17 protein-coding genes are annotated in these 22,589 nt (G+C 56.7%); 12 read left to right on the top strand and 5 right to left on the bottom strand.

Features of this window, described 5'->3' with window-relative positions:
- Nucleotides 1-187: 187 nt before the first annotated feature.
- From OSO_RS47025 to OSO_RS0140305, 3 genes are all read right to left on the bottom strand, one after another.
- Nucleotides 188-1,180 (bottom strand): WD40 repeat domain-containing protein, encoded by a 993-nt coding sequence (locus OSO_RS47025; RefSeq protein ID WP_010588357.1) that lies wholly within the window; start codon nt 1,178-1,180, stop codon nt 188-190.
- 15 nt (nt 1,181-1,195) lie between these two features.
- Nucleotides 1,196-2,710 (bottom strand): DUF1501 domain-containing protein, encoded by a 1,515-nt coding sequence (locus OSO_RS0140285; RefSeq protein WP_010588358.1) that lies wholly within the window; start codon nt 2,708-2,710, stop codon nt 1,196-1,198.
- A gap of 695 nt (nt 2,711-3,405) precedes the next feature.
- Nucleotides 3,406-3,861, bottom strand: a complete 456-nt coding sequence (locus tag OSO_RS0140305) for a hypothetical protein (RefSeq protein ID WP_029247979.1) — start codon at nt 3,859-3,861, stop codon at nt 3,406-3,408.
- Between the two features lie 554 nt (nt 3,862-4,415).
- Here OSO_RS0140305 and OSO_RS49245 point away from each other — a divergent pair.
- Nucleotides 4,416-4,937, top strand: a complete 522-nt coding sequence (locus tag OSO_RS49245) for a hypothetical protein (protein ID WP_010588361.1) — start codon at nt 4,416-4,418, stop codon at nt 4,935-4,937.
- Nucleotides 4,938-4,955: 18 nt separating this feature from the next.
- Nucleotides 4,956-6,818, top strand: a complete 1,863-nt coding sequence (locus OSO_RS0140315; protein ID WP_010588362.1) for an RDD family protein — start codon at nt 4,956-4,958, stop codon at nt 6,816-6,818.
- Here the strand turns inward: OSO_RS0140315 and OSO_RS47035 are convergent.
- On the bottom strand, nt 6,799-7,296 hold the full coding sequence (locus OSO_RS47035) for a type II toxin-antitoxin system RelB family anti-toxin (protein ID WP_010588363.1): 498 nt from the start codon (nt 7,294-7,296) through the stop codon (nt 6,799-6,801). The two genes, OSO_RS0140315 and OSO_RS47035, sit on opposite strands and share 20 nt — an antisense overlap.
- Before the next feature lie 304 nt (nt 7,297-7,600).
- Complete coding sequence (locus OSO_RS51260; RefSeq protein ID WP_157606241.1) at nt 7,601-7,777, bottom strand: hypothetical protein; 177 nt, start codon at nt 7,775-7,777, stop codon at nt 7,601-7,603.
- 428 nt (nt 7,778-8,205) lie between these two features.
- Between OSO_RS51260 and OSO_RS0140330 the strand changes: the two genes are divergently transcribed.
- From OSO_RS0140330 to OSO_RS47055, 10 genes are all read left to right on the top strand, one after another.
- Nucleotides 8,206-11,856, top strand: a complete 3,651-nt coding sequence (locus tag OSO_RS0140330; protein WP_010588365.1) for a hypothetical protein — start codon at nt 8,206-8,208, stop codon at nt 11,854-11,856.
- A gap of 352 nt (nt 11,857-12,208) precedes the next feature.
- Nucleotides 12,209-12,889, top strand: a complete 681-nt coding sequence (locus OSO_RS0140335) for a PspA/IM30 family protein (RefSeq protein ID WP_202800047.1) — start codon at nt 12,209-12,211, stop codon at nt 12,887-12,889.
- Entirely contained in the window at nt 12,886-13,236 is a 351-nt protein-coding gene (locus tag OSO_RS0140340; RefSeq protein WP_010588367.1) for a hypothetical protein, read from the top strand. The genes OSO_RS0140335 and OSO_RS0140340 overlap by 4 nt, the downstream gene beginning before the upstream one ends.
- Before the next feature lie 371 nt (nt 13,237-13,607).
- Nucleotides 13,608-15,686 carry a sensor histidine kinase gene (locus tag OSO_RS0140345; RefSeq protein WP_010588368.1) on the top strand — a complete coding sequence of 693 codons (2,079 nt, stop codon included), beginning with the start codon at nt 13,608-13,610 and terminating at the stop codon, nt 15,684-15,686.
- A gap of 100 nt (nt 15,687-15,786) precedes the next feature.
- The gene (locus OSO_RS0140350) at nt 15,787-17,166 is read left to right on the top strand and encodes a sigma-54-dependent transcriptional regulator (RefSeq protein ID WP_010588369.1); all 1,380 of its coding nucleotides are present in this window, start codon (nt 15,787-15,789) and stop codon (nt 17,164-17,166) included.
- Between the two features lie 56 nt (nt 17,167-17,222).
- Nucleotides 17,223-18,179: an O-methyltransferase gene (locus tag OSO_RS0140355; protein ID WP_010588370.1), complete on the top strand. Its 957-nt coding sequence runs from the start codon at nt 17,223-17,225 to the stop codon at nt 18,177-18,179.
- A 37-nt stretch (nt 18,180-18,216) separates the two neighbouring features.
- On the top strand, nt 18,217-20,103 hold the full coding sequence (locus tag OSO_RS47045) for an AAA domain-containing protein (RefSeq protein ID WP_010588371.1): 1,887 nt from the start codon (nt 18,217-18,219) through the stop codon (nt 20,101-20,103).
- 92 nt (nt 20,104-20,195) lie between these two features.
- Nucleotides 20,196-20,708 carry an NUDIX hydrolase gene (locus tag OSO_RS0140365; RefSeq protein ID WP_010588372.1) on the top strand — a complete coding sequence of 171 codons (513 nt, stop codon included), beginning with the start codon at nt 20,196-20,198 and terminating at the stop codon, nt 20,706-20,708.
- 184 nt (nt 20,709-20,892) lie between these two features.
- The gene (gene hpnH, locus OSO_RS47050; RefSeq protein ID WP_010588373.1) at nt 20,893-22,020 is read left to right on the top strand and encodes an adenosyl-hopene transferase HpnH; all 1,128 of its coding nucleotides are present in this window, start codon (nt 20,893-20,895) and stop codon (nt 22,018-22,020) included.
- Between the two features lie 47 nt (nt 22,021-22,067).
- Nucleotides 22,068-22,544 carry a tRNA (cytidine(34)-2'-O)-methyltransferase gene (locus OSO_RS47055; protein WP_010588374.1) on the top strand — a complete coding sequence of 159 codons (477 nt, stop codon included), beginning with the start codon at nt 22,068-22,070 and terminating at the stop codon, nt 22,542-22,544.
- Nucleotides 22,545-22,589 lie beyond the last annotated feature (45 nt).

Raw genomic sequence — 22,589 nt, forward strand, 5'->3', positions numbered from 1 at the left:
GTCGTGACAGACTTTTAAGAATGAATGATGATCCACGAAAGATCAAGAGCGCTGAAATATCGCCATTGGCTTATGGCTGAACATCTCATTCATGCAGCAGTGTCGGTGCCTTTGATCGCAAAAAGGATGCGCACAATCCTGTCCAGGTACGAGACTCTTTTCTGAAGCGTCGAGCCCCCATTGACGGTCACGCCTTCGGGGCCATCAGGCTGATCCGCAGATTCTTGTCAAAGTGCGCCGTCGCAATCTGCAGGCCGTCCGGGTGCAGCGACAGGTCGCGGGCCTGACTGCCGAGATTGAACGTATGGAACTCATCTTTTGAATCGAACTTCCAGAAGAACAGATGGCCGCCCCCCTGCCCTCCGCTGGCGCCGATCAAATAACCTTCGGGGTGAATGGCCAGACCCCACAGGGTTCCTTGTGTCGCGCCTTTGGATTGGTGAGCGATCGTTTCTTTGCCGGCTTCCCAATCGACTTGCGACGCGATCACAAACCCGACGCCCGCGAACGAGTTCGTGACGCCTGTGATTCCGCCGCCGAAGAATCGTTTGCCGTCGGCGGTGAACTCCAGGCAATATGGCCCCCCATAATCGGCCATGAACCCCGCATCGTAAAAGCTGAGGCTAGGGATCGGAAACAGGCGGACTTGCTTGCCGCTATCGACTTCCCAGTGAATGAACTTGGCGGTGAGATCCCCCGAGACCAGTTGCTTACCATCGGGATGAAAGGCGACGTTGTAGACGTGTCGTTCATGGCCGGAGAATTCACGAATCGGTTGGCCATCGGCCAGCGACCAAAGCTTCACCTTCAGGTCATTCCCGCAGGACGCGAGCATCGTCTTGTCGGGACTGATCGCCAAGGCGCGGATCCAACCTTGGTGCGCTTGAATCGTGCGCAACGGCACGGGTGTTTCGGCGGTTGTCGACCACCAGATCAGCCGCCCATCGTGGCCGCCGGTGATGACCTGATCGCCCGCTCCTGAAAATGCGATGGCGCGAACCCAGCTATCGTGTGCGACGAGTTCCGATTTCACGCCGGTCGCGACTTCCCAGCGGATGACTTTATTGTCCTGGTCACCGGCGAACACGTAACGGCCAGACGGATCGAACCGGCACGAGATCAGCGGACTGCCGTGCGCTAAGGTTTTTGAATTGTGCGTCTGCTTCGGATCAGCGGCCATCTGTCGTTCCTTCAATTATGCCAAGAGTTCCGTGATGACTCGGCTGGATTCCGGCACGAGCGGAATCGGACGGCCTGTTCGATCGGGCAGGAAAATGTGCGGATCGATGCCCAGCAGGTGGTACATCGTCGCGAGGATATCTTTCGGCCCCACCGGATTCGACACCACTTCTCCGGCGTGTTTGTCTGTCGCACCCACGACGCGGCCGCGTGCGATTCCGCCACCCGCAAACAATGCGGAGTACGCTTGTGACCAGTGATCACGACCGCCTCCGTCGCCGGAACTGAGCTTTGGCGTACGGCCATGTTCACTGATGCAGACGACCAGAGTGTCGTCGAGTTGTCCGCGACGATCCAGATCCAGAATCAGTCCCGAGAATGCCTTGTCGAACTGGGGCAGCAACTGGTCGACCATGCGAGGGAAGTGGTTCCAGTGCGTGTCCCAGGCGTCGCCGGCGATCCCATATTCGTCCCAGAAGACACTGACCAGCCGCGTTCCCGCGTCCAGCATTCGTCGGGCGGTGAGGCACGACTGGCCGAACAACGTCATTCCGTACATTTCACGCGTTTCTATCCGCTCTTGCCGCACGTCCAGCGCAGAGGTCACGGTTTGTGATTGGATCAACGAATGGGCCATCTGCTGAAAACTCGACAACGACTTACCGCGACTGGAACGTTCGAGATCGCGTCGCGCGTCATCCATTTGTTCCAGCAGCGAGCGGCGGCGATTCAATCGATCCAGAGTCAGTTCAGCGGGCAGGCTGGTTGATGCCATGCGGAAGGTGGCGTCTGGCTTGCACCCGATGTAGGGGTCAAAGATTTCCGAGCTGACGCCGCCCAGTTTCTTCCACACCGATCGATCGGCCTCGCCTTGAAATTCGGTCCAGACGGGATTGTAGGTTGATCCCAGGTAGGCGGCGTACGGTCCGGCTCGAAACACTTCCCCTGTGCGTTGGGAACTGAAGGGAAATGGCAACGCGACATTCTGGGGAAACGCGGCCAAGCCACCGCGTCGCTGACGATCGACGTATTCCACGGCGCTGCCAAAATACGGATGATGTCGCGGATCGCTGGGGCTCAGTTCCATCGTGACGTCGATCACGGGAACGCCCGTCATGGCATGTGCCACGCCGTGCAGTGGATACTCGTGATGGATGGAACGCAGGACGGTCGTGCGATCCATCATCTTTGACATCAGCGGCAAGTGTTCGCAGACATCCAGTCCCGGCACGACGGACGGGATCGGCCGCATCGTGCCCCGGATTTCGACCGGTGCTTCGGGCTTCATGTCGACGGTCTCCATCTGGCTGGGAGACCCATACAAAAACAGAATGATGCATCGTTTGGCGCTGCCAAACCCGTCGGGCATGGTCCTCGCCGTTGCCGGACGCGATTCCGCGGCGCGGGCGGCGTCGGCTTGCAGCAACTGCGGCAAAGAGAGGCCCATCAAGCCCGAACCGCCGACTTCGAGCAGTTCCCGACGAGTCAGTCCGGTGCACAGCTTTCGGGGCGAACTCAGCAATCGTAGCATCGAGGATTTCCTTTGAAACAACAGATCAAAATTATCCTATGCTATCGGCGTTTCGACCCGCAACCCGCAGTTCTGTGTCCCTTCGGATTACCAATGACGTGTACACGTGTTGTGTTGGTGGCGAACTTGAACTGAATCTCGACAAGCAACCGGCTGGGAATTGAGCATCTTGATTTACTTGATCGAGTTCCTCGGTAACTCCTGTTTGCGTCAGGGTTTGAATGTGCTCAACGCTATCTTGCTCATTTGATCGCCTTGAGCATTATGGCTTGGTCGCTTCATCAGAGTTCCAAGAGGTTGGTGTGCGGCATCTCCCTGAATTTGAGGATTCCGCCAATCCTGCGATCCAAACATCGTGCACCTGCTTTCATGAATCAACCGTTCACAACCCGAAGAGAGGGGGACGGGCACATTTTCCCGGTTCAATTCCCTCGTTGCCAAGCTCCCGCTTGGCAATGCCTCTTCGGATCTCGGTTTCTGTCGAGCAGAAAAGTGGCCTGGGACCATCGTACATTTCTGATGTGTCTGAAGCGTTGACAAGCGCGAGCTTGGCAACGAGGGGAAACAAGTCTGTCAGGCCGACCATTCGAATGCGATGTAATGGAGGTCATGATAGAGATTGCCCCCCGATCTGTCCCCATCAAAACCACCGTAGTTTCCAAACGTTTGGAAGGTGAATTCTGCAATTCGCTTTGTTATTCAGCGATATTCCAGAAACCCATGGCAATGCCAATTGAAACGGTGATCCAGTTCGTTGCCAGCATACACACCAACATTCCAGTCGTGACTAGCAAAGTTAGAAAGAGTGCCTTTAAGGCTCGGATTCCGCGCGTTCGGAAGAGATAAATTGGAAAGGCCACGACGAAGAATAGCACCAATGTCGTTGATGCCAACTTCCCGAATCCCCGGCCCCGTTCGTTTGCGTCCGCAGAACACCAAGATAAAGCCAGGATGGAAATTGGCAGCGAGGCGAGGCCGTCGATCAGTCGATCGCCTGCTGGAAGAAAGCAATATATGGCGCCGAGCGCTGCGGAATAGACGAACAGCCAAACAACAATTCGTCGTTTTTTCGCAGAATAACTTGTTTCGGGAGGATATGTGGGGCCGTCATCGGCGATGACGTCGGTCGATTCGGATTGCTGATTGATCATGTAAAGGCACAAAAAAAGATTGCCGTGCAGTCTTCGCCGTCGCGGATTGGGATTATCGCTGCTCCTCGTTCCATAACAACATGGTAAGGGATCAAGCTTCGTAAGTGGTACCTTGAGTTGGATTGGGATGGCCGATTCGGACCGCTTGGCAGCGTCTGTTCCAAAACCCCCGTTGGGCAACGCTGTGAAGGATTTTTTGCTGAGTTTTGTGTGCCACTGGCTATGCCAGTGCCCTGTCCGCATTCATCCAAAGCAGGACAATGACGGTAGGTGATAGGTCATTTGATAAGGGTTTGTGCTGAAACAAGGATTGCCGTTGGATTCCCAAACAACGGTGTTTTGAATTCCTGTATCCCCTTGCACTGGCGTAGCCAGTGGCACACGAAAACAATGGATAAATGCTTCACAGCGTTGCCCATTGGGCCTGGAAACCCGCGGCGTGTTCTTTGTGGCACGTTCTTTCGAGAACGGAATGGAGTGGGGTACACTCTCGAATGAGTGCACTGCAGCATGACAACACCGTAACAGCATGACACGCCGCGTCAGGACATCGTATGGATCAACGAACTTGGGAGCAGGTTGAGCCTCAGTTGGCCGAGATGGCGAGCGAGCTTGAGCGGCTGTTGGCATCACCTGACGCGACAAAACTTCGCGATATGCTGGCGAAGGTATCGCGGACCATGCCGCGTCATCATTCGGCCAGCCTGAATTGCGCCCTGGAGATCTTTGATTCTCAACGCGAGAAATCGTTCCCGGTGCTGACGATCGGAATGGGCGTGTCCGAGTTGGGCGAGGTCTTTTCAACATTGGGTGAATCGGGCTCACATCGCTATATCGTGAATGGTGAGATCGAAGTCGTTCCGCAGGATCGCTGTCCGAAATGCCTGGATGAATGGGGTTTCAAGTGGATCTGTCACCAGTGCCCTCATTGTGACGCGCAGCTTGGGGTCAATTGCTGGATGTTGCTGGATTCGGACAGGTGTCCGAACTGCGAAGACGGCACAGTTTCGGCCGATGATCCTCACTGCCATCAATGCGGAGTTTTCATCGATCCCAAGTTCGTGCGCTGGGGGTGACGCGTTGTGTTGTCGCCGATGAATGATTTCGGTTGGAGTTTTCGCCGCATCGCTGCCTCGGCGGCATTTGTGCTTGTGAGCCTTGTTCTGCCCCTGGGGATCATCGGTTTGACCGTCGCGTCGCTCGTGTCGGGTGACGCCACGCGAACTCCAGAGGGGGAATGGAAGTGCTACGATGGTGGGGTGCTTGATCAAGGCTCGCTTGTGTTCCCCGTTCAGCGGAATCTCAGGGGGATTTCCAATTCCACCATGGGGTTTGAAGCACGGATCAGGCGCTTGGATTTGAAGTCCGGCGTCGAAAGCGACACTGGCGTCGTCGTTGCCAATCAAGGGATCAATCTGCAATTGGTCAATGAGGAACTGCTTGTCTGGACCCGACAAGGCATCCACCGATGGGACGACTCGTCTCTCGTGAAGATCGCCGATTCGCACAGTTGCCTGAGAGTTCGAAATCATCCATTCCTTTATGATGAGCATCTCACACAAGTGGTCGAGGCGGAGGACGGAGGTTTTCGGTTGATGCATTTGATCGATGACGCATGGGTTAAGGGACTCAAGATTCGATTGCCTGAAACAGACTGCGACTGGCACGAAGACCCGAAAACAGGCAAAGCCAGACTGCAATCGCGTGCGCCTTCTTTGCCTCTTCCAACTGGAGGGGCAGTGCCATGGATTCATCTGATGGTCGCGCAACACGCGGGGAAAACGCACCTTCTCTTGAACACGATCCCCAATGGGCTGTACGCATACCGTCACGGATTCGAGTTTGAGGATCCCGAGTGTGCGTCGGCCCAAGCGCCCGCGAATGCGTCGGTCGATGTTTCGGGCTGGGAACCTGTGCCACTTCTTGTGAGTGGTGATCGATGCGCGGGGATCGTCTGTGATCGTGATGGTCTGCTCGTGGCATCGACAAAATCGTTGGAGCCAATCCGGATGATTCGTCGAACCGACGTCGGTCACTGGCAGGAGGTTGTCGCGGTCGAAGGGGTCAAGTTGCGGTGCACGCCGCAACTCTTCGTCGATGCTGCGACTGAAACGGCGTATGTGTTCGACGCGTATCGGCCGTGGAGCTATGCGGCTTTGTATCCCATTGAACAGAATTCCATTTTGCCGGCTGATCCGGTCTGGTCGCTTGAGGTTCGCAAGTACCTGGCTCGCTGGCTGGCTCTATTGGCGGCGGTGCTCGTCGGCTGGTTGGTTCATCTGATCACGCTGACGTGCGGCACAGAGTTGCTCGCCCTTCGCAGGCCTGAAAACGGCTACGAATTCGGCAATCAAAGCGCGATTCTCGCCACGACATGGCGACGTGGGTTCGCGTTTTCCGTTGATGCGTTGGCTGTCGCGTTGATTCTGTCGATGGTTCTGGCAATTTCACTACGAGATCCGAATCTCCGTTGGCACGACGGCGACGAACGAGACCTGTGTCAAACGCTTTATGATGTCGAAGACATTCTGCTGAAGCGACCGCGAGAAAGTGATCAGATGAACCTGGCGAACTATCCGCGTTTTGAGTACTTCGCGACGATTTTTCGTGGCCGTCCTGACCTCTACAGTTCTGCACTTGCGACAAGTCTCATCGTCTGCGGCCTGAAGATCTACGTTGAAGGCCGGTTTGGGGTGACGCCCGGCAAATGGTTCATGGGGATCCGGAGCGTGGGTTCGACATTGCGTCCCTGCGGGTTTGCACGTGCGCTGGTTCGCAGGGTTCTGTATGTGGTCGACATCCTGTGTTTCATCACGCCGCTTCCGGCCGCAATCAGCATGATGTTTTCCTCCCATCGTCAGCGGTTGGGGGATCGTGTGTCGGATACTGTCGTGATTCGCCGGAGGTCGGGCTCTCCTTCGAGAACCCGACTTGAGATTAAGCATCCACAAAATTAGGCCAAAGAACTTTTGGATTCACTCCAAGCGCTTCGGCGATGCGTTTTATCGTTTTCCGCTGTGGCCGACTTTGTCGTTTCAAGAGATTGGAAACCGCCGGTTGAGTGGTCCCCATCTGAGCCGCGAGCTGGGCCTGGGAAATGCCTTTCGATTCCATCAATGTTTGCACGGTCTCTGCAAAGTTCCGTTCCTCGTCGATGAGTTCCTGTTCCGCCGTTTGTGCCTCGGGCGATGCATGGAATGCGTTGTTTTCTTCTCGGATCATGGCCGAACGCGAAGGGAAGATTGCTTCGTCAATGACATCCCACGCATGGGATTGTGCTTCCGAAGGCGCGTTCTTGTTTCGAAGAATTTTGAACATTCGCGCCACGATCTCTTGAATCTTAGGGTCGCATTCATCAAGTGCACATTGAACTTCGAGGTAGAACTGAAGTGCCGTCTTTGAAAGGACTTTTTCTGCCTGAAATAACGTTGCCATTATCATTCTCCTTGCACGGAACTCTTGGCAACCCGGAGTGCTGATCGAGTTCCTGTGCTTCGGTTGAGTCATAGTATCGGATGACAATCAAATTGCGCAATTCAGCGAAGATGCTCAGCATGTGCTCGTCGAGCTGATGATCATTCTTTGCGACGACGGAGAGTATCCAAATCCTGCATCGATCCTCGTCTCCCAACGGAGATGGCGCCTTGTAGAAGATGGCACTCAGGTTATTCATTCCTGCGATTGTCTCATCGATTCGAAGTTCAAAGATGTCCAGCGCCTGCAATTCTTGAATCTGTTGTCATTCCAGAACCGTCGTTCCATAGCTCTCGCTTGCATCTGGAAAGTGCGCTAGCAGCGCTAAGTGATGTTCGAGCGCAAGACGGTCTCGAGCGGCCGTCAGAAGCTCGGCAATCCGGCTAATTGCTGTGGGAGTTGGAACCACCCAAAACCGACCGAATCTGTTGATGCTTTCCATCGCGTGGACACCTCCATGATTTGCCGATTGGTGTCGTCGCCGGATTGCCCGTTGGTATCACACAATCGACCGTCCTACAAGACGATTATCACATAATATGCAGAGTTGGCAATTAAATAATCTATGAATATTTCAAAAATGCCCGCAGCGACGCACTGGGGAGTGTATCTGTTGATGTTTGTTGGGGGCCAAGGTTCAAGTGGTGATTTGAATCACTTTCGCCTGCAGTCTGGGGACTGCAGCGGTGTGCCGGAGAAACACTGCGGGGGGTGGTGATCTGATTGTCGGTGATGTCAGGTTGGTGGACTGTAACCGATTTGTATTAAGTCAGTTGCGTCGGAAATTTTTGGGCCTGTCGAGGGTTGGCATGGGCTTTGTATTGCGGCCTTCCAACGGGTGCAATCAATCCATTTCTTGCGGAGGCTGGCATGAGTCATTCGACCGAACCGCGATCACCGATCCTGCGATTTCTGAATGCGTTCTTTCAGGAGGAGAACATCAAGTGGATCCTGGGAATTGGGGTCTGCATTCTGCTGGGGTCGTCGTTGAGACTCGTCACGATGCACTGGAACGAGTGCACGCCGGTTTGGAAGTATTTGATTCTGTTGGGGTACACCGGGATCGTCTTTCCCCTGGGTGAACTCAGCTACCACAAGCTGGGGCTGCGGAAGACGGGGACGGTGCTGCTGGCTTTGACCGTGCTGCTGATCCCGCTCAGTTTTCTGGCACTGCACTGGGTGCGGCCGCACGAAGTCACGTCGACGTTTGATCTGGTCCACAACACCAGTTTGGCGGGGCTGCTTGCCCTGAATCTGTTGTGGAGTTCGTTTGCGGCACACCGCATCTTCCGACATTTTCTGCGTGACGTGCAGCCGACCTTTCTGGTGTCGTACCTGTTGCTGTGCGTGGCGGGGGCGGTGGTTCCTGGTTTACCGACGGCCTGGGCACCGGTTCTGACGCTATTCCTGTGGGCCGTGTTTACGGCGGGAACCGTCAAGGTGAATCGCCATGTGTTCTGGATGACCGAAGAGCATCGTCTGCCGCGGATCTTTGGTTTCTTCCCGATTCTGCTACTGGGGGCTCAGTTTGCCGTTGTCCTGGTGTTTGGGCTGGCCGGACATCTGACTCTGGCCTGGATGGGATTTCTCTGCACTCTGATCGCACTGCCGATTTTGTTAACCGCCGATACGGTGGCCCGAGTGTTTGAGCAACGCACGGGCGGATTGGTAAGACCAATTCCTTGGAGCATCAGTGGTCCGCTGATGTTGGGAATCATCTTTTGCGTGGCGGGTGTCATGCTCGCCTTGACGGCATTCCCGGCGAGCGGAGCCGTGGTGCCGACGGCGGCGATTGCGGCCGTGATCATGGCCGTGGTGGCACGGAGGACCCAGAAGGCGGCCTTCGTTTGGGGGATGGTGTTGTGTGTCATGGCCTGTTATCAGACCAGTCCGGTGTTCTTCAAAGAGCTGGTTCTGCAGGTGCGTGATCAGGCGGCCGCGGCCGTTCATGAGGCCCGATTGCCGTACGCCTTTTACGGTTTGACGTATGGGCCGCTGATCGTGGTGTTTTCAGTGATCGCCCATATGCTGCGGCGTCGCGGGGTGTCGTTGTTTGCCGCACCGCTACGACAGACCGCGTGCGGACTGAGTTTGATTCTGCTGGCGGTTTCGTTCACGCATCCGTCTGCGATTTTGCCGGTGTCGTTGGTGATCTGTCCGATGTTCTGTGTCCAGCTCGTGCTGTTCCGACAACGGCTGTTGTTGATTCCTGTGGCGATTGCGTTTCTCGCGGGGGCGTATGGTCTACCCCTGTTCTGCGAGCGGATCTATGACGTTCCCGTCTCGATGGAACTGGCGCTCCTGATTTGGACCGCGGCCGCGGGATTGTTGCTGTTGCCTGGAGCTCTCGTGGATCGGTGGAGTCGTTCCGTTCCCGCGCCCGTAGGTCATGTGATTCCGCATTTCGTTGTGGACAACGTCTGTCAGCTCTTCAGTCTGATTGCGACCTTGGGGGTTTCGATCCTGTGGATCGTCCAGATTCATCGTCATTGGCCATGGTTGGAAGGAATTTCCGGTTTGCTGCTTGCCGGGGTGATCGCAGGTTTGCTGGTCTGTCATGCATTGCGCTGGGTGAACTCGTTGTTGGCGGAATGGTCGCTGGTCTACGTCACCTACTTTGCGTGGACCTGGATACAACCATCCCCCGCGACAGAGAATTCATTCGTCAACTCCACCATGTTTCTGTTGGGGGCGCAGTGGCTCTTGAGCTATCTGCTGGAGCGATGTCCCGAGACACGAATGGCACGGACGTACGCTCGTCCTCTGACCAACGTCAGCTTCTACGGGATGGGGATCCTCTTCGCCCTATCGGGCTGCCGCTGGATCTTGGCGCACATCGCGCCCGTGACTGTGCCGCTGACGACGGGTTTGGTACTCCTGGCATGGTCCTTTGATGCCGCGCGGCGCTTTCAACGGTATCGACTGGCAACGGTGGCCTGGTTCGGATTGCTGCTCTTCTGCAGCAGCGTCATGGCGGATCGGTACCGACTCTCTGATCTCGGTTCCTGGCTGGTCGTCTGGACGCTTGCGGGATATGGGCTGCTTACTGTCCAGCAGATTCTTCAACGCGTTCTGCGATGGGATGACGATGGGACGTTCGACGGAGTGTCCGCTCGTTTGCCCGAATTTCACCGAGGGATTCAGGTTTGTCTGCTTCCCCTTTCCGTGATCCTGCCAGCGCTATTCCTGCTGGTCACGGTCGCCAGTCTTCTGGTTCTTGACTGGCCGCATCGTCTGGCCGGGGGGCTGGCCTTGGGCGGGATGGTGATGCTGCGGCAGTGTCGCATGGGGTTCAGTGTGTTCGCCCTGTTCTGGCCGCTCTTGAACTGGTCTTTACTGGCGACGGTCATGACGGCGCTCGTGCCTGAAAGTCGATCGATCTTCGGGCTGACGCCGGCGGATCTGAAAGCCTGCGGTTTGCCGCTGGCGATGTCTGCCGCGATTAGTGTCTGGTTCTTCGAATGGACGGCGCCGCGAAAGCTGGTGTCCCATCTCGCCATTCTGGGGACTCATCAGCTGTTGCTCGTTGTGACCTCGCTTTCGCTGCTCGCCGGAGCGTTGACCTGGTACGCACCGGGAACGTGGTCGACGGTGGATCTGATTTATGTCGCTGTGGCGGGAGTCTGTCTGACGGGTTGTACGTTGATGATTGCGATTCGGTCGCAAGTGGTCGAGCACGTCTGGTCGGCTCAGCTTGCGCTGTTCGGATCGCTGGTCTATCTGGGTGTGGCTGCCGCCTGGCCGTTGACCGATCCGGCGTTGGGTTACGTGTGCCTCCTGGCGGGACTGATCTTTTGGTCGGTGGGAGCCCTGTCGGAATCCTCCTCGCGATACGGCATTCTGTCGATTCCCTTTCGAAAGACAGGGTACTGGCTGCCGCTGGGAGTTGTCCCCTTGGCTCTTTACCGTCAGGTGGCGGGATTCGAAACGACATTGGCGGGGCTCAATAGTCTGCCGTTGCTGGGGGCGGCGGGGTTCTATTTCTGGCGAGGTATCGAGCGGCGACACCCAGGAACGCTGATCCTGTCTGCGGTGATTCTGAATCTGTCGACGGCTTTGTTGTTCCGTGAATTGAGCTGGACCGATCCGCAACTGTTCCTGATCCCAATCGGAATCTGCATCCTGGGTTTGATGGAGCTGCTACAGCAGGAGGTTCCTGCGAGTTACCACGACCGATTGAGGACGCTTGGTGCACTGGTGATTCTGGTTTCGCCAACCTTCCACATCGTGACCGGCAGTTGGGTTCACATTCTCTCGTTGATGGTTCTGTCGGTCGTCGTCGGACTATTGGCGATTGGACTGCGCATCCGCGTGTTGCTTTACACCAGCCAGGCATTTTTGCTGGCAGACCTGGTGTCGCTGGTCGTTCGTGGTTCGGTCGATCAACCCAATTTGCTGTGGATCGTGGGTGTCGCGTTTGGAGCGGCCGTGATCACGCTGGGAGCGATCTGTGAGAACCACCGCGAGACGGTGTTGAGTCGCCTGCGGGGTATCGCCGCCGAGATGGAAACGTGGCGGTGAGTGGTGAGGGGGCCCGCGATTTGGCCGTACTCAGTTCCTGCCATTCCCTCGTTTTTCCTCTCGTTGCCAAGCTCCCGCTTGGCAACGCTTCCTACACAAAGGAAATGGGGGTTAGGAACGCTGAGAACATTTCTGTTGGGCGGATAAAGAGATCGTAAGAGGCGTTACCAAGCGGGAACTTGGTAACGAGGAAAAAGCACCCTCCAGCTAAAGCTTGGTAACGAGGGAATGGAATGCAATGAGTCGTGAGGGGTCACGTACTCACTCACTGCCAGTGAGTCTTTTCTGAGTGATTGTCATCGCAATCTGGCAGCTTGCGTGCTTTTTGAAAGTCGAGGCAATTATGTGTTGGATGGAACGTTTTTCTCTGATCATGCGATCCAGTTTCACGGTGATTTCGGAGAGGTTTGAGAATCCCGAGCGGATGCTGCATCAACTGCTGATCGATATGGATGAAGAGTTGGAGACGGTGCGTCGCAGTGTGGCGGAAGCGCTTGCCGATGAGATTCAGCTTCGTAAAAAGATGGAGGCGGCGCGATTGGAACGCGACCAGTGGCTGACACGTGCAAAGTCGGCGATTGATCGAAAAGATGAAAAATCCGCCGAGGCCGCTTTGCAGCAAAAGCTGTACGCTGCCGAACGTGCCGAAGAGTTGTCGAAAGAGTATGAACGACAGCAACAGCAGACACGGAAGCTGCGCGATTCCGTACGCGATCTGGAAGAGAAGATTCGACAAGCGCGCCAACGGCAGACGTTGCTGCTGGCACGCGTGACGCGAGCGGACTCGGCCCGTCGAATCAATGCGGTGCTCGACCGCACCGGCAAACAATCGGCATTCGCACAGTTCCAACGGATGGAAGCGAAAGTCGATCGAGCCGAGGCGCTGGCTGAAGCGTACGACCGGATGGATGGTCGTGATCCGGACGTCGAAGAATTGGAACGGCAGTTTGCCGAGCAGCAACGGGCTGAGACGCTGCGGCAGGAACTGGAAACGTTACGTCAAACAATGGGATCTGGGGATTCAGCGCCATGATCGTCAAGTTGCTGCGTGATGCACAAACGAGGATGCGATCGTGGTGGCTTCACGATCGCATCCGAGTCTCGCCCCTTGAAGGAAAGTTGCTTCGAGTCCAGGCGGGCGACCTGGTTCAAGTGGGCCAGGCGCAGGCGGAAGTGGTGGAACGATCGGTCATCGACAATCCGGATGGTTGCACCTTGAGTCTGGCCTGCAGGACATCATCGGACCAGACACCATCTGGTGATGCCCTATTGCAAATCGAGCTGACACCCGAAGGAGACATCTCGGCGATTTTGTGGAAAGAGAACGATCGATGGCGCGAGTTGTCATCGATCGAGGTGGAGATCTGGTTGAGGAGTTGAGTGAGTGCTGGGGCCGATGTGTTGAGATCTCCCACGACGATCAAGGGAGGAATGTCCGCGAGCTGACGCTTCTTGGGTCGCCTCGTCATCATGGGAAGTGATGTCGATTCGTCTTCCCCTCTCGCATCCCCTCGTTACCAAGCTCCCGCTTGGTAACGCTTCCTACATGTCAGAAATGTCTACGGCGGCTCCTGGTGGCTTTCCTGCTCGACAGAAAACACAATCGTAAGAGGCGTTACCAAGCGGGAGCTTGGTAACGAGGGAGGAATCTGGGGGAGCACACGTGCTCCAATCCGCATGGTGATTGACTGGTAATCCTTCGATAACTTCTTCGGTAACGTACGAAGTTCAGCGAATTTCAAAGAGATCGCATGCTCGAAAATATGCAATTATGGGTCTTCGGCACAGCGGCCTTGATTGATACCGTTTTATTATTTGCATTGCTTGAGCGTCACAACTGGCGTGCCGTTACGATCTGGATGTTGCTGCTGGCTGTGGGAGTCTGGACCTGGCATGTCAGCTACTTCGTTTGGCAACTGGTCGGTCAGTCGGTGGGGCCCTTGGCCGATCCGATGCGTTGGTTTTCGATGCTTGCCATGGCGTTCGGGTTGTTGATGATGCCGAGTGCGGCGCTGCATGGCACCGCGCGTTTGTTGCGTCACGGGGAATTTCGCACGGGTGCTCTGCCCGATCCCAAGCTGATCTTGTGCTACCTGCCGCTACTGCTCTTGATGCCGATCAACAGTGCATTGGCCGTTGATCCAACGCGACCCTTTCTGGATCTGCTGGTTGAGTATCGGCTTCCGTATGTTGGCTGGCTGTGCCTGGTCAGCGGCGTGACGGCGTATGGGTTGTGGACGACATCCATGAACGCCGCCTATCTTCCGCTGCGACGGTTTTATCGTCTGCTCGCCGCCAGCATGGTTCTGACTGCGGGACTCACGGCGACGTTTATCGTCCTGCTTGACCGAGATCGTGATCCGAGTGTGGCGATTCTGTTGCAACCGTTCGTCAGCTTGCTGCCGATGATTCCAGTCATTCTGTTCGCCTATTTCGTGATGCGATTCCAGTTGCTGCCCTTTGTGCTCGAACGGACGCTGGTGTATGCCGCGGTGCTGACCGGGGCGATGCTCTTCCACCAGATCGTGTTGCAAGGTTTGATTTCCTCTGTGGGAGAGCGTTATCGCCTGAACCTGGGTGTTATCGAGGGCGCATTGGTCTTTCTGGCGATCATGCTCTACCAGCCGCTGCGCTATCGAGTGGCCGAGGCATTGCAGTCGCTGCTCGATTCTACGGGGGTTCGTCGAAACGAACGGCAGCGGTTGGCGGTGCAACTGGCGTCGCGGGCGGGTGACCCGGTGATCGAACTATTGAACTGGTTCGTGCCTGCGATGAAGCGGTCCTTCGGAAGTGATCTGGGAGCCGCATGGCTGTGTGATCGAGATGGGAGACTCATCGCGACGGCGGGATCGTCAGAGCTGCTTCGCGATGAAAACGTGGCGCCGATACTGTTGTCGATGGCGAAGGCGGATACGCAATTCGTCACGCGATACTCGGTGTCGAATCCGGCGATCGTCGAGTTTCTTGATCTGGTTCGAGCGGGCGCGCTGTTGCGGTTTCAACATGCGGAAGTCTCGGGGCTGTTTCTGATCGGGTGCCGACGATGGGGGCAGCCGCCCAGTAACGAGGATCTGCACGCCTTGGCACTATTGGTCGAACAATTCGGTGTCACACTGCACAATTCGCGGTTGATGGCCATTCAAGTGGCGGCGGAACATCGTGTGCTGCAGCAAGAGAAATTGTCGACCCTGGGACTGATCGCCAGTTCGCTGGCTCATGAAATCAAGAACCCGTTGTCGACGATCAAGACAATCACTCGTGTGATGGCCGAGGAACTGGGCCCTGACAGTCGTTATGCCGAAGATTTGCAGATGATCGGCGGCGAGATTGAACGGTTGACGGCCTCGGCTTCGGAATTGTTGTCGGCGGCTCGGCCCCCGCGGGGGGAGCAGCCAGCGATTCCCTTGCTGGAAGCCCTCAATCCGACGCTGCGTCTATTAGAATTCTTGGCGCGTGAACGCGAAGTCGAATTTCAAATTCGTTTCCCCGAGGAATCGATTCTGATGTCGATCGATCATGTGAATCTGCGCGAGATCGTTTTCAATCTGATTTCGAACGCGATCGACGCCGCCGGGCCACGTGGTCGTGTTCATTTTCATTGTCAGCGCGAGATGCAGCGACTGACATTGGAAGTGGGAGATACCGGCCCTGGGCTGTCGGCGGAGCAACAGGATCGACTGTTCGAGCCGTTTTTTACAACCAAATCGACGGGTACCGGCCTGGGACTGTATATTGTCGCGCGAAGGGTGCGAGAGTCGGGAGGTCTGATCGATTGCCGGAGTGTGGTCGGACAGGGCACGACCTTTGTGCTCACGTTGCCCTATTCCTGAGAATGGCAAGGCTGCTTGACGGTGCTGGTCGGATCGCGTCATTCGAGCGATGTCGATGCCGGTTCTCGTTCTATCCACGTGCTGCAAGCCGGAATGATGCATGTCAGTGTTGCGGATCTTGATTGCGGACGATGAAGCCCCCGCTCGCTTTGCCATGCGCCGCGCGTTGTCCCAAACGGCGACCGAGATCATGGAGGCGGGGGATGGGGACGCGGCACTGGAGTTGATCCGGTCCGAGGTTCCGGACCTGGTGTTTCTCGATCTGCAGATGCCCAAACGCGGCGGGATCGAGATCTTGAAAGAGTTGGGTCACGCGGCGGGTCAGTCCGAGATCATTGTTGTCACGGCCAATGACAGCGTGGCGACGGCCGTCGAATGCATTCGGCTGGGCGCATCGGATTTCATCGCAAAGCCGTATGAAGTGGAACAAGTGCGCTCGATTGCCGCGCGTGTCCGGAAACGACTTGAACTGCAGCAACGGGTTGACCACCTGCAGAATCAGTTGGATTCGCAGTCGGGTTGCGGTGCGATGGTGGGTGTCAGCGGTCCAATGCAGCGGTTGTTTCAGCAGATGACCAAGGCCGCTCGTTCGGACGCCGACCTGTTGATTCGCGGCGAAACCGGGACGGGGAAAGAACTGATCGCGCGAGAGATTCATCGACTGAGCGGGCGATCCGCGGGCCCCTTCATTGCGGTGAACACGGCCGCCATTCCCGAGTCGCTGACCGAGAGTGAGCTGTTCGGGCATGTTCGCGGGGCGTTTACAGGGGCCGATACCACCCGCACGGGCGTTTTTGAGCAAGCACACGGCGGGACCTTGTTTCTGGACGAGATTGGCGACACCCCGCCCGCCGTTCAAACGAAAATGCTGCGTGTGCTGCAGGAACGCGTCATTCAGCCGGTCGGGACGGGTAAGACGGTTGCCGTCGATGTGCGAATCATCAGTGCCACGCATCAGAACCTGGAAGAAGCGATGGCCGACGCGGGATTCCGGCAGGATTTGTTCTATCGATTGAAAGGCGTCGAACTGCACGTCCCGCCGCTACGGTCTCGTCGCGAAGATGTGCTGGTGCTCGCGAACCATTTTCTGGATCGCTGGTCGTCAAAGTCGAATCAAGCTCGTCCCGATTTCAGTCCTGCAGCGATCGACGCGCTACTCGCGCATCGCTGGCCTGGAAATGTGCGGGAACTTGAACACACGGTCCAGCGCGCCGCGATGATGGCCGATCAGGCGTTGATTGATCCGGCCGATCTGGGGATTGCGTCCAGCACCGCGGTGGTCGAAGAGTCGCCCTTTGCAGCCTACATCGGATTGCCGCTGAGCGAGGCAAAAATGCAGGCAAGCGAATTGCTCGAACGCACACTGATCACGGCGGCACTCGATCGAGCACAGGGCAATGTCAGCGAGGCGGCTCGTCAGCTGGGGATGCACCGTCAAAGTCTGCAACAGAAGATGACCCAATTGGAAATCCGCCGTTGAAGTGATTGTCGTGAGGAATCATTTCGCTCATTTTGGTTTGTCTGAACGAGAACACCATGCCGAAACTCGAATTGAGCAGGACCGAGCGTCATCTCGTTGATTCCATTCTTGAGATGCAAGTCGGGCGTCCTAACTTCTTTGCTTGGGGATATCTCGTTTGTGGAGGGGTCCTCGCGGTCTTCGCTGGGTTGAATGATAACACTGCCATGGCATTCACGGCATTTGGACTCGTGTGCGGGTTCCGCATTTGGGAGGAACGGTCGAACTCGAAATACGCACCACACTGGCTATCCCTCATTCAGAAATACGAGTCGATGCGCGAAGATCTGTCGCGTGGTGGCTCGTCGCCTGATACTTGGGACGCGGTTGATCGTTACTTCAATGGCCAATTGATTCCTTCAGATGGGGTGCTTGAGTCGGCGTTGATCGAGAGCGCTGCCGCGGGGCTTCCTTCGCAGCAAGTGGCGCCGAATCAGGGGAAGCTGCTGATGCTTTTGGCAAAGATCTCGCACGCTCGCAAGATCCTCGAGATTGGAACGCTGGGCGGCTACAGCACGATCTGGCTGGCGCGGGGAATGGCCGAGGGGGGCACCGTGATTTCTCTCGAAGCGGATCCGAAGCATGCAGAAGTTGCACGCGGGAATGTTTCCCGAGCGGGATTGGCAGAGGTGGTGGATATTCGAGTCGGTGATGCGCTGGAAGCATTACCAAAACTTGCCGAGGAGAATTGTGGGCCCTTTGATCTTGTGTTTATCGATGCTGACAAAAAGAGCAATTCGAACTATTTCGCCTGGGCGATCAAACTGTGCAAGCCAGGCTCGGTGATCGTGGTCGATAACGTGGTACGGGATGGTACTGTGATTGATCGCCAAAGCAGTGACCCCAGTGTGCAGGGTGTTCGCCGGTTTACGGAATTGTTTGCGGCCGAATCGCGTGTGAGTGGGACGGTGATTCAGACTGTCGGTAGCAAAGGTTACGATGGCTTCGCCATCGCGCTGATGCTCGACAAGTAAAATCGTTTGTCGGTCGTCGCACAATGAAGGATCGTGAGTGTCTGAGTTTCAAAAATTGATTCGATGTCTTGAGTTGGAGGCCGCGGCAGTCGCCGAGGAACTGGTGATTGCGTCGCGTCGTGCGCCGAGTGAACAAGCTGAGCTGACTGGTTCGACATTGGTGGGGCTGGCGATTCGTGACGAGACGCCCGGGTTCGGCGGACGGACGGTGGTGACGCTGGGCAAACGCGATCGACGACTCGAATTGCCTTGGACGCGATTGCGATCGGGGATGCCCGTGGTGTTGTCGGTTCAGCAAGCGGACAACCGAACGGGATGGCGGGGTATCGTCACCTGGCGCGATCGTGATTCGATCGCGGTCGTGCTGAGCGATTCTCCCGAGACCGAAGTTGACCGTCCGCTCTATCGACTCGACATGGCCGCAGACGATGTGGCGCGAGAGCGACAGCGGAGTGCGCTCCGGCGTATTGGCGAGATTGACCGTGGTCGCGCGCTCCGGCTGAAGCAGGCTGTGCTTGGGAAAGAACCACCTGAATTTGATGCGGTACCAGATTGGTCACCTCTAGCGCAATTGGATGAGTCACAACAGGCGGCGGTCAGCCATGCTCTGTCGGCTCAGCACCTGGCGGTGATTCATGGTCCGCCCGGGACAGGTAAGACCACCACCGTTGTGGAATTGATCCGGCAGGCGGTGCGTCGGGGTGAGAAGGTTCTGGCGTGTGCGGCGAGCAATCTGGCTGTCGACAATTTGCTCGAACGGTTGGTGATCGCGCGCGAACGCGTGATTCGGATCGGGCATCCGGCGCGCGTGCTGCCTGAATTGCGGGAACATACGCTCGACGTGATGGTCGAATCGCATCCCGATTTGAAGCTGGCGCGTGAATGGACGAAAGAAGCGTGGAGCTTGCGTCGGCAAGCGGGCAAATTCACGCGAACGGCGCCACCACCGGGGGCTCGCCGTGACGCGCGCGACGAGGCAAAGCGGCTGCTGCGTGATGCACGAGAGTTGGAGTCTCGGCTGGTGGAATATCTCTTGGATTCGGCTCAGGTGGTCTGTGCGACGCTGACAGGACTCAATGACGAAATTCTCGGCGAACGTCAGTTCGATCTGGTTGTGATTGACGAAGCGGCACAGTCGACCGAGCCGCCCTGTTGGATTCCGCTACTGAGATCCAAGCGACTTGTGTTGGCAGGAGATCATTGCCAGTTGCCGCCGACGATCATCTCCCACGATGCGCGGCGTGAGGGATTTCAGGTCAGCATGATGGAACGCCTGGTCTCACGCTGGGGTGATCTCATCGCGCGACGGTTGGACACTCAGTATCGCATGCATGATCGGATCATGCAGTTCTCGTCGGATGAGTTCTACGATTCGAGTTTGATCAGTGCCAATTCGGTTCGCGCCCATCGATTGGCGGACCTTCCGCATGTGACGGATGGGGAACTGACACAGAGCTCGATCCGCTTTTTCGACACGGCAGGATCAGATTGTGTCGAGCAGGCGGAAGTCGAGGGAGAGAGCCGCACGAATCCGGGTGAAGCGGAGTTCGTGGTGATCAAGGTCAATGAACTGCTGGCGGCCGGTGTTCGCCCCACCGAGATTGCGGTGATCACGCCGTATTCAGCCCAGGCCCGACTGCTGCGAACTCTGATTGCCGAAGCGGGTGTCGAGATTGATACGGTTGACGGCTTTCAAGGGCGAGAGAAAGAGGCGGTCGTGATCTCGCTGGTGCGGTCGAACGCGAAGGGCGAACTGGGGTTCTTGACCGATACGCGCCGGATGAACGTCGCTTTGACGCGGGCTCGGCGTCACCTGATGGTGTTCGGGGATAGTGCGACGCTGGCCAATCATGAGTTCTACTTGCGGATGCTGAATTACTTTGAACGGCAGGACGCATACGGTACGGTCTGGGAGATTTCCTAAATCATTGTGCAGCCACGTTTCGCTCGATTGTCGTAAGCGGATGACGTCTCAAACGAATGCGGCGCGGGTCAGAATGGGATTTGAGACAAGCTATGTCTGAAGAGATTTTTGACGTTGTTGATCAAGACGACCGGGTGCTCTATCAGGCCCCGCGTTCCGTGGTCCATGCCAATCACTGGCTGCACCGGGCCGTGCATATTTTTGTGTTCAATTCTCGCGGAGAGTTGCTCGTGCATCGCCGTTCGGCGAACAAAGACGAAGCACCGCTCAAGTGTACGTCTTCGGCATCGGGGCATCTGAGTGCCGGCGAGTCGTACGCCGATGCGGCCGGCCGCGAATTGGAAGAAGAGCTGGGGCTGAAGGCACCTGTCGAATTTCTGGGGATCTTTCCGGCCAACGGGGCGATGACCTCGTTCGAGCACAGCGGCCTGTATCGGACGACCACGGATGACACACCGGTGTTTGATCCCGGCGAGATTCTTTCGGGGGAATTTTATTCCCTTGCGGACGTTCAGGCGATGATCGAACGCGATCCCGATGACTTCACACACTGTTTCCGGGCGCTATTTCAGTGGTATCTGGAACGGTTGCAGTCCGGGCATTGAGCGGCTCGGGTGAGGTCGTTTTGTCTGGGGGCGGCGTAGGAGCGCGCGGGCTGTTTTTGAGTGCCTTTCGGATGCAGGAACACCGAGAATCACGTTTTCTGCTGACACGGGTTGCGAAAACTGCTACACCATGGACTCAATGACCTTGGGTCACGATGACCGTTCGAATCATGGAGTTGATGGCATGGGTGTGCCGATTTCGCAGATGTGGACCGTGGCGAGCTACGTCCTCGGGAAGAAGCTGCGGGGCGTCAAACGGTATCCGCTGGTGCTGATGCTGGAGCCGTTGTTTCGCTGCAATCTGGCCTGCGCGGGTTGCGGGAAGATCCAATACCCTGCCGACGTGTTGCGTCGAAATCTGACGCCGGAACAATGTTTCAAGGCCGTGGATGAATGTGGCGCGCCGATGGTTTCGATCCCCGGGGGCGAACCACTGCTGCATCCACAGATCGGTGAGATTGTCGCCGGGCTGGTGGCGCGCAAGAAGTACGTGTACCTCTGCACCAACGCCATTCTGCTTGAAAAGCATATCCATCAGTTCAAGCCTTCGAAGTATCTTTCGTTCTCGATCCACATTGATGGCCCGAAGGAAGAGCATGACTTCGCGGTCTGCCGTGAAGGGGTCTACGACGTCGCGGTGAAAGCCATTGAGTCGGCGGTTGCGAAGGGGTTTCGTGTCACGACGAATACGACCGTCTACAACAACGCCGACCCCAATGCGATGCGTGAGATGTTCGACAGCATGATGGGGCTGGGCGTCGAAGGGATGATGATTTCGCCCGGTTATCAATATGAAAAGGCACCCCAGCAGGAGCTGTTTCTGCGGCGGAGCCAGACGACGAATCTGTTCAAGCGAATCCTGGGCAACGCGAAGAAGCCGTGGAAATTCAACCTGTCTCCCCTGTTTCTCGAGTTTTTGAAGGGGAACTGGGATCTGGAATGCACTCCATGGGGAATGCCCGCGTACAACCTGTTTGGCTGGCAGCGACCGTGCTACCTGCTGAATGAAGGCTATTGCGAGACGTTCCAGGAGTTGCTCGACACCACCGACTGGTCGAAGTATGGACGAGCGAGCGGCAATTCGAAGTGTGCCGATTGCATGGTTCACTGCGGCTATGAAGCGACTGCGGTTGCCGATACGTTTGGATCACTCAAGGCGTTTTCTCGCGTGGTGAAATTGACGCTGTTTGGTTCCGGACGTGAAACGTTGCCGCCGGACGATTCCAAACCGAACCATCACGATGACAATTCTGGATCGACCAGCGATTCCGACCGCATTCGCAAGGTCGAATTGCCTGTGTTAAGTTCGTAGCGTTTGCCCTACTCGGTGCGTCGACGCCCGCAGAGAGTCCGCCGTTGATGTCCCGTGAGCCGCTGTTGCACATTGTCCTGTTTCAGCCCGAAATTCCGCCCAATACGGGGAATATCGGGCGCACATGCGTGGCGGTCGGGGCGAAGCTGTGGTTGATCCGGCCGCTGGGTTTCAGCCTGGATGAACAACAACTGCGCCGTGCAGGGCTCGACTATTGGCCGCACCTTGATTACGAGGTGGTTGAGAGTTGGAGCGAGATCGTTCAGCGGCTGCCGGGTCGAACCGTCTGGTGTATCGAAAATCCAGCGGCGCGGACGGTCTGGGAAGCCAGTTTTACACCCGGTGACATTCTGCTTTTCGGGCGGGAAACGAACGGACTTCCCGCCAGTCTGGTGGAACAGTATCGCAGTCATACGCTGCAGTTCCCGATGCATGCTGAAGTCCGCAGCCTCAATTTGGCCAACACGGTTTGCGCTGTGGCATACGAGGCGGTGCGACAGTTTGGCGGCCTGACCGCGAACTAATGTCGTGGTTTGGTGGGATTTAAGGGGCTGCCAACTCTGGCGTTT

This window comes from Schlesneria paludicola DSM 18645 (assembly GCF_000255655.1).
GTDB lineage: Bacteria > Planctomycetota > Planctomycetia > Planctomycetales > Planctomycetaceae > Schlesneria > Schlesneria paludicola.

What these genes read in the sequence shown, in the direction of transcription:
- OSO_RS47025 (WP_010588357.1), bottom strand. Translation starts at nt 1,180, where the DNA reads ATGGCCGCTGATCCGAAGCAGACGCACAATTCAAAAACCTTAGCGCAC.
- OSO_RS0140285 (WP_010588358.1), bottom strand. Translation starts at nt 2,710, where the DNA reads ATGCTACGATTGCTGAGTTCGCCCCGAAAGCTGTGCACCGGACTGACT.
- OSO_RS0140305 (WP_029247979.1), bottom strand. Translation starts at nt 3,861, where the DNA reads ATGATCAATCAGCAATCCGAATCGACCGACGTCATCGCCGATGACGGC.
- OSO_RS49245 (WP_010588361.1), top strand. Translation starts at nt 4,416, where the DNA reads ATGGATCAACGAACTTGGGAGCAGGTTGAGCCTCAGTTGGCCGAGATG.
- OSO_RS0140315 (WP_010588362.1), top strand. Translation starts at nt 4,956, where the DNA reads ATGAATGATTTCGGTTGGAGTTTTCGCCGCATCGCTGCCTCGGCGGCA.
- OSO_RS47035 (WP_010588363.1), bottom strand. Translation starts at nt 7,296, where the DNA reads ATGGCAACGTTATTTCAGGCAGAAAAAGTCCTTTCAAAGACGGCACTT.
- OSO_RS51260 (WP_157606241.1), bottom strand. Translation starts at nt 7,777, where the DNA reads ATGGAAAGCATCAACAGATTCGGTCGGTTTTGGGTGGTTCCAACTCCC.
- OSO_RS0140330 (WP_010588365.1), top strand. Translation starts at nt 8,206, where the DNA reads ATGAGTCATTCGACCGAACCGCGATCACCGATCCTGCGATTTCTGAAT.
- OSO_RS0140335 (WP_202800047.1), top strand. Translation starts at nt 12,209, where the DNA reads ATGGAACGTTTTTCTCTGATCATGCGATCCAGTTTCACGGTGATTTCG.
- OSO_RS0140340 (WP_010588367.1), top strand. Translation starts at nt 12,886, where the DNA reads ATGATCGTCAAGTTGCTGCGTGATGCACAAACGAGGATGCGATCGTGG.
- OSO_RS0140345 (WP_010588368.1), top strand. Translation starts at nt 13,608, where the DNA reads ATGCTCGAAAATATGCAATTATGGGTCTTCGGCACAGCGGCCTTGATT.
- OSO_RS0140350 (WP_010588369.1), top strand. Translation starts at nt 15,787, where the DNA reads ATGTCAGTGTTGCGGATCTTGATTGCGGACGATGAAGCCCCCGCTCGC.
- OSO_RS0140355 (WP_010588370.1), top strand. Translation starts at nt 17,223, where the DNA reads ATGCCGAAACTCGAATTGAGCAGGACCGAGCGTCATCTCGTTGATTCC.
- OSO_RS0140365 (WP_010588372.1), top strand. Translation starts at nt 20,196, where the DNA reads ATGTCTGAAGAGATTTTTGACGTTGTTGATCAAGACGACCGGGTGCTC.
- hpnH (WP_010588373.1), top strand. Translation starts at nt 20,893, where the DNA reads ATGGGTGTGCCGATTTCGCAGATGTGGACCGTGGCGAGCTACGTCCTC.
- OSO_RS47055 (WP_010588374.1), top strand. Translation starts at nt 22,068, where the DNA reads ATGTCCCGTGAGCCGCTGTTGCACATTGTCCTGTTTCAGCCCGAAATT.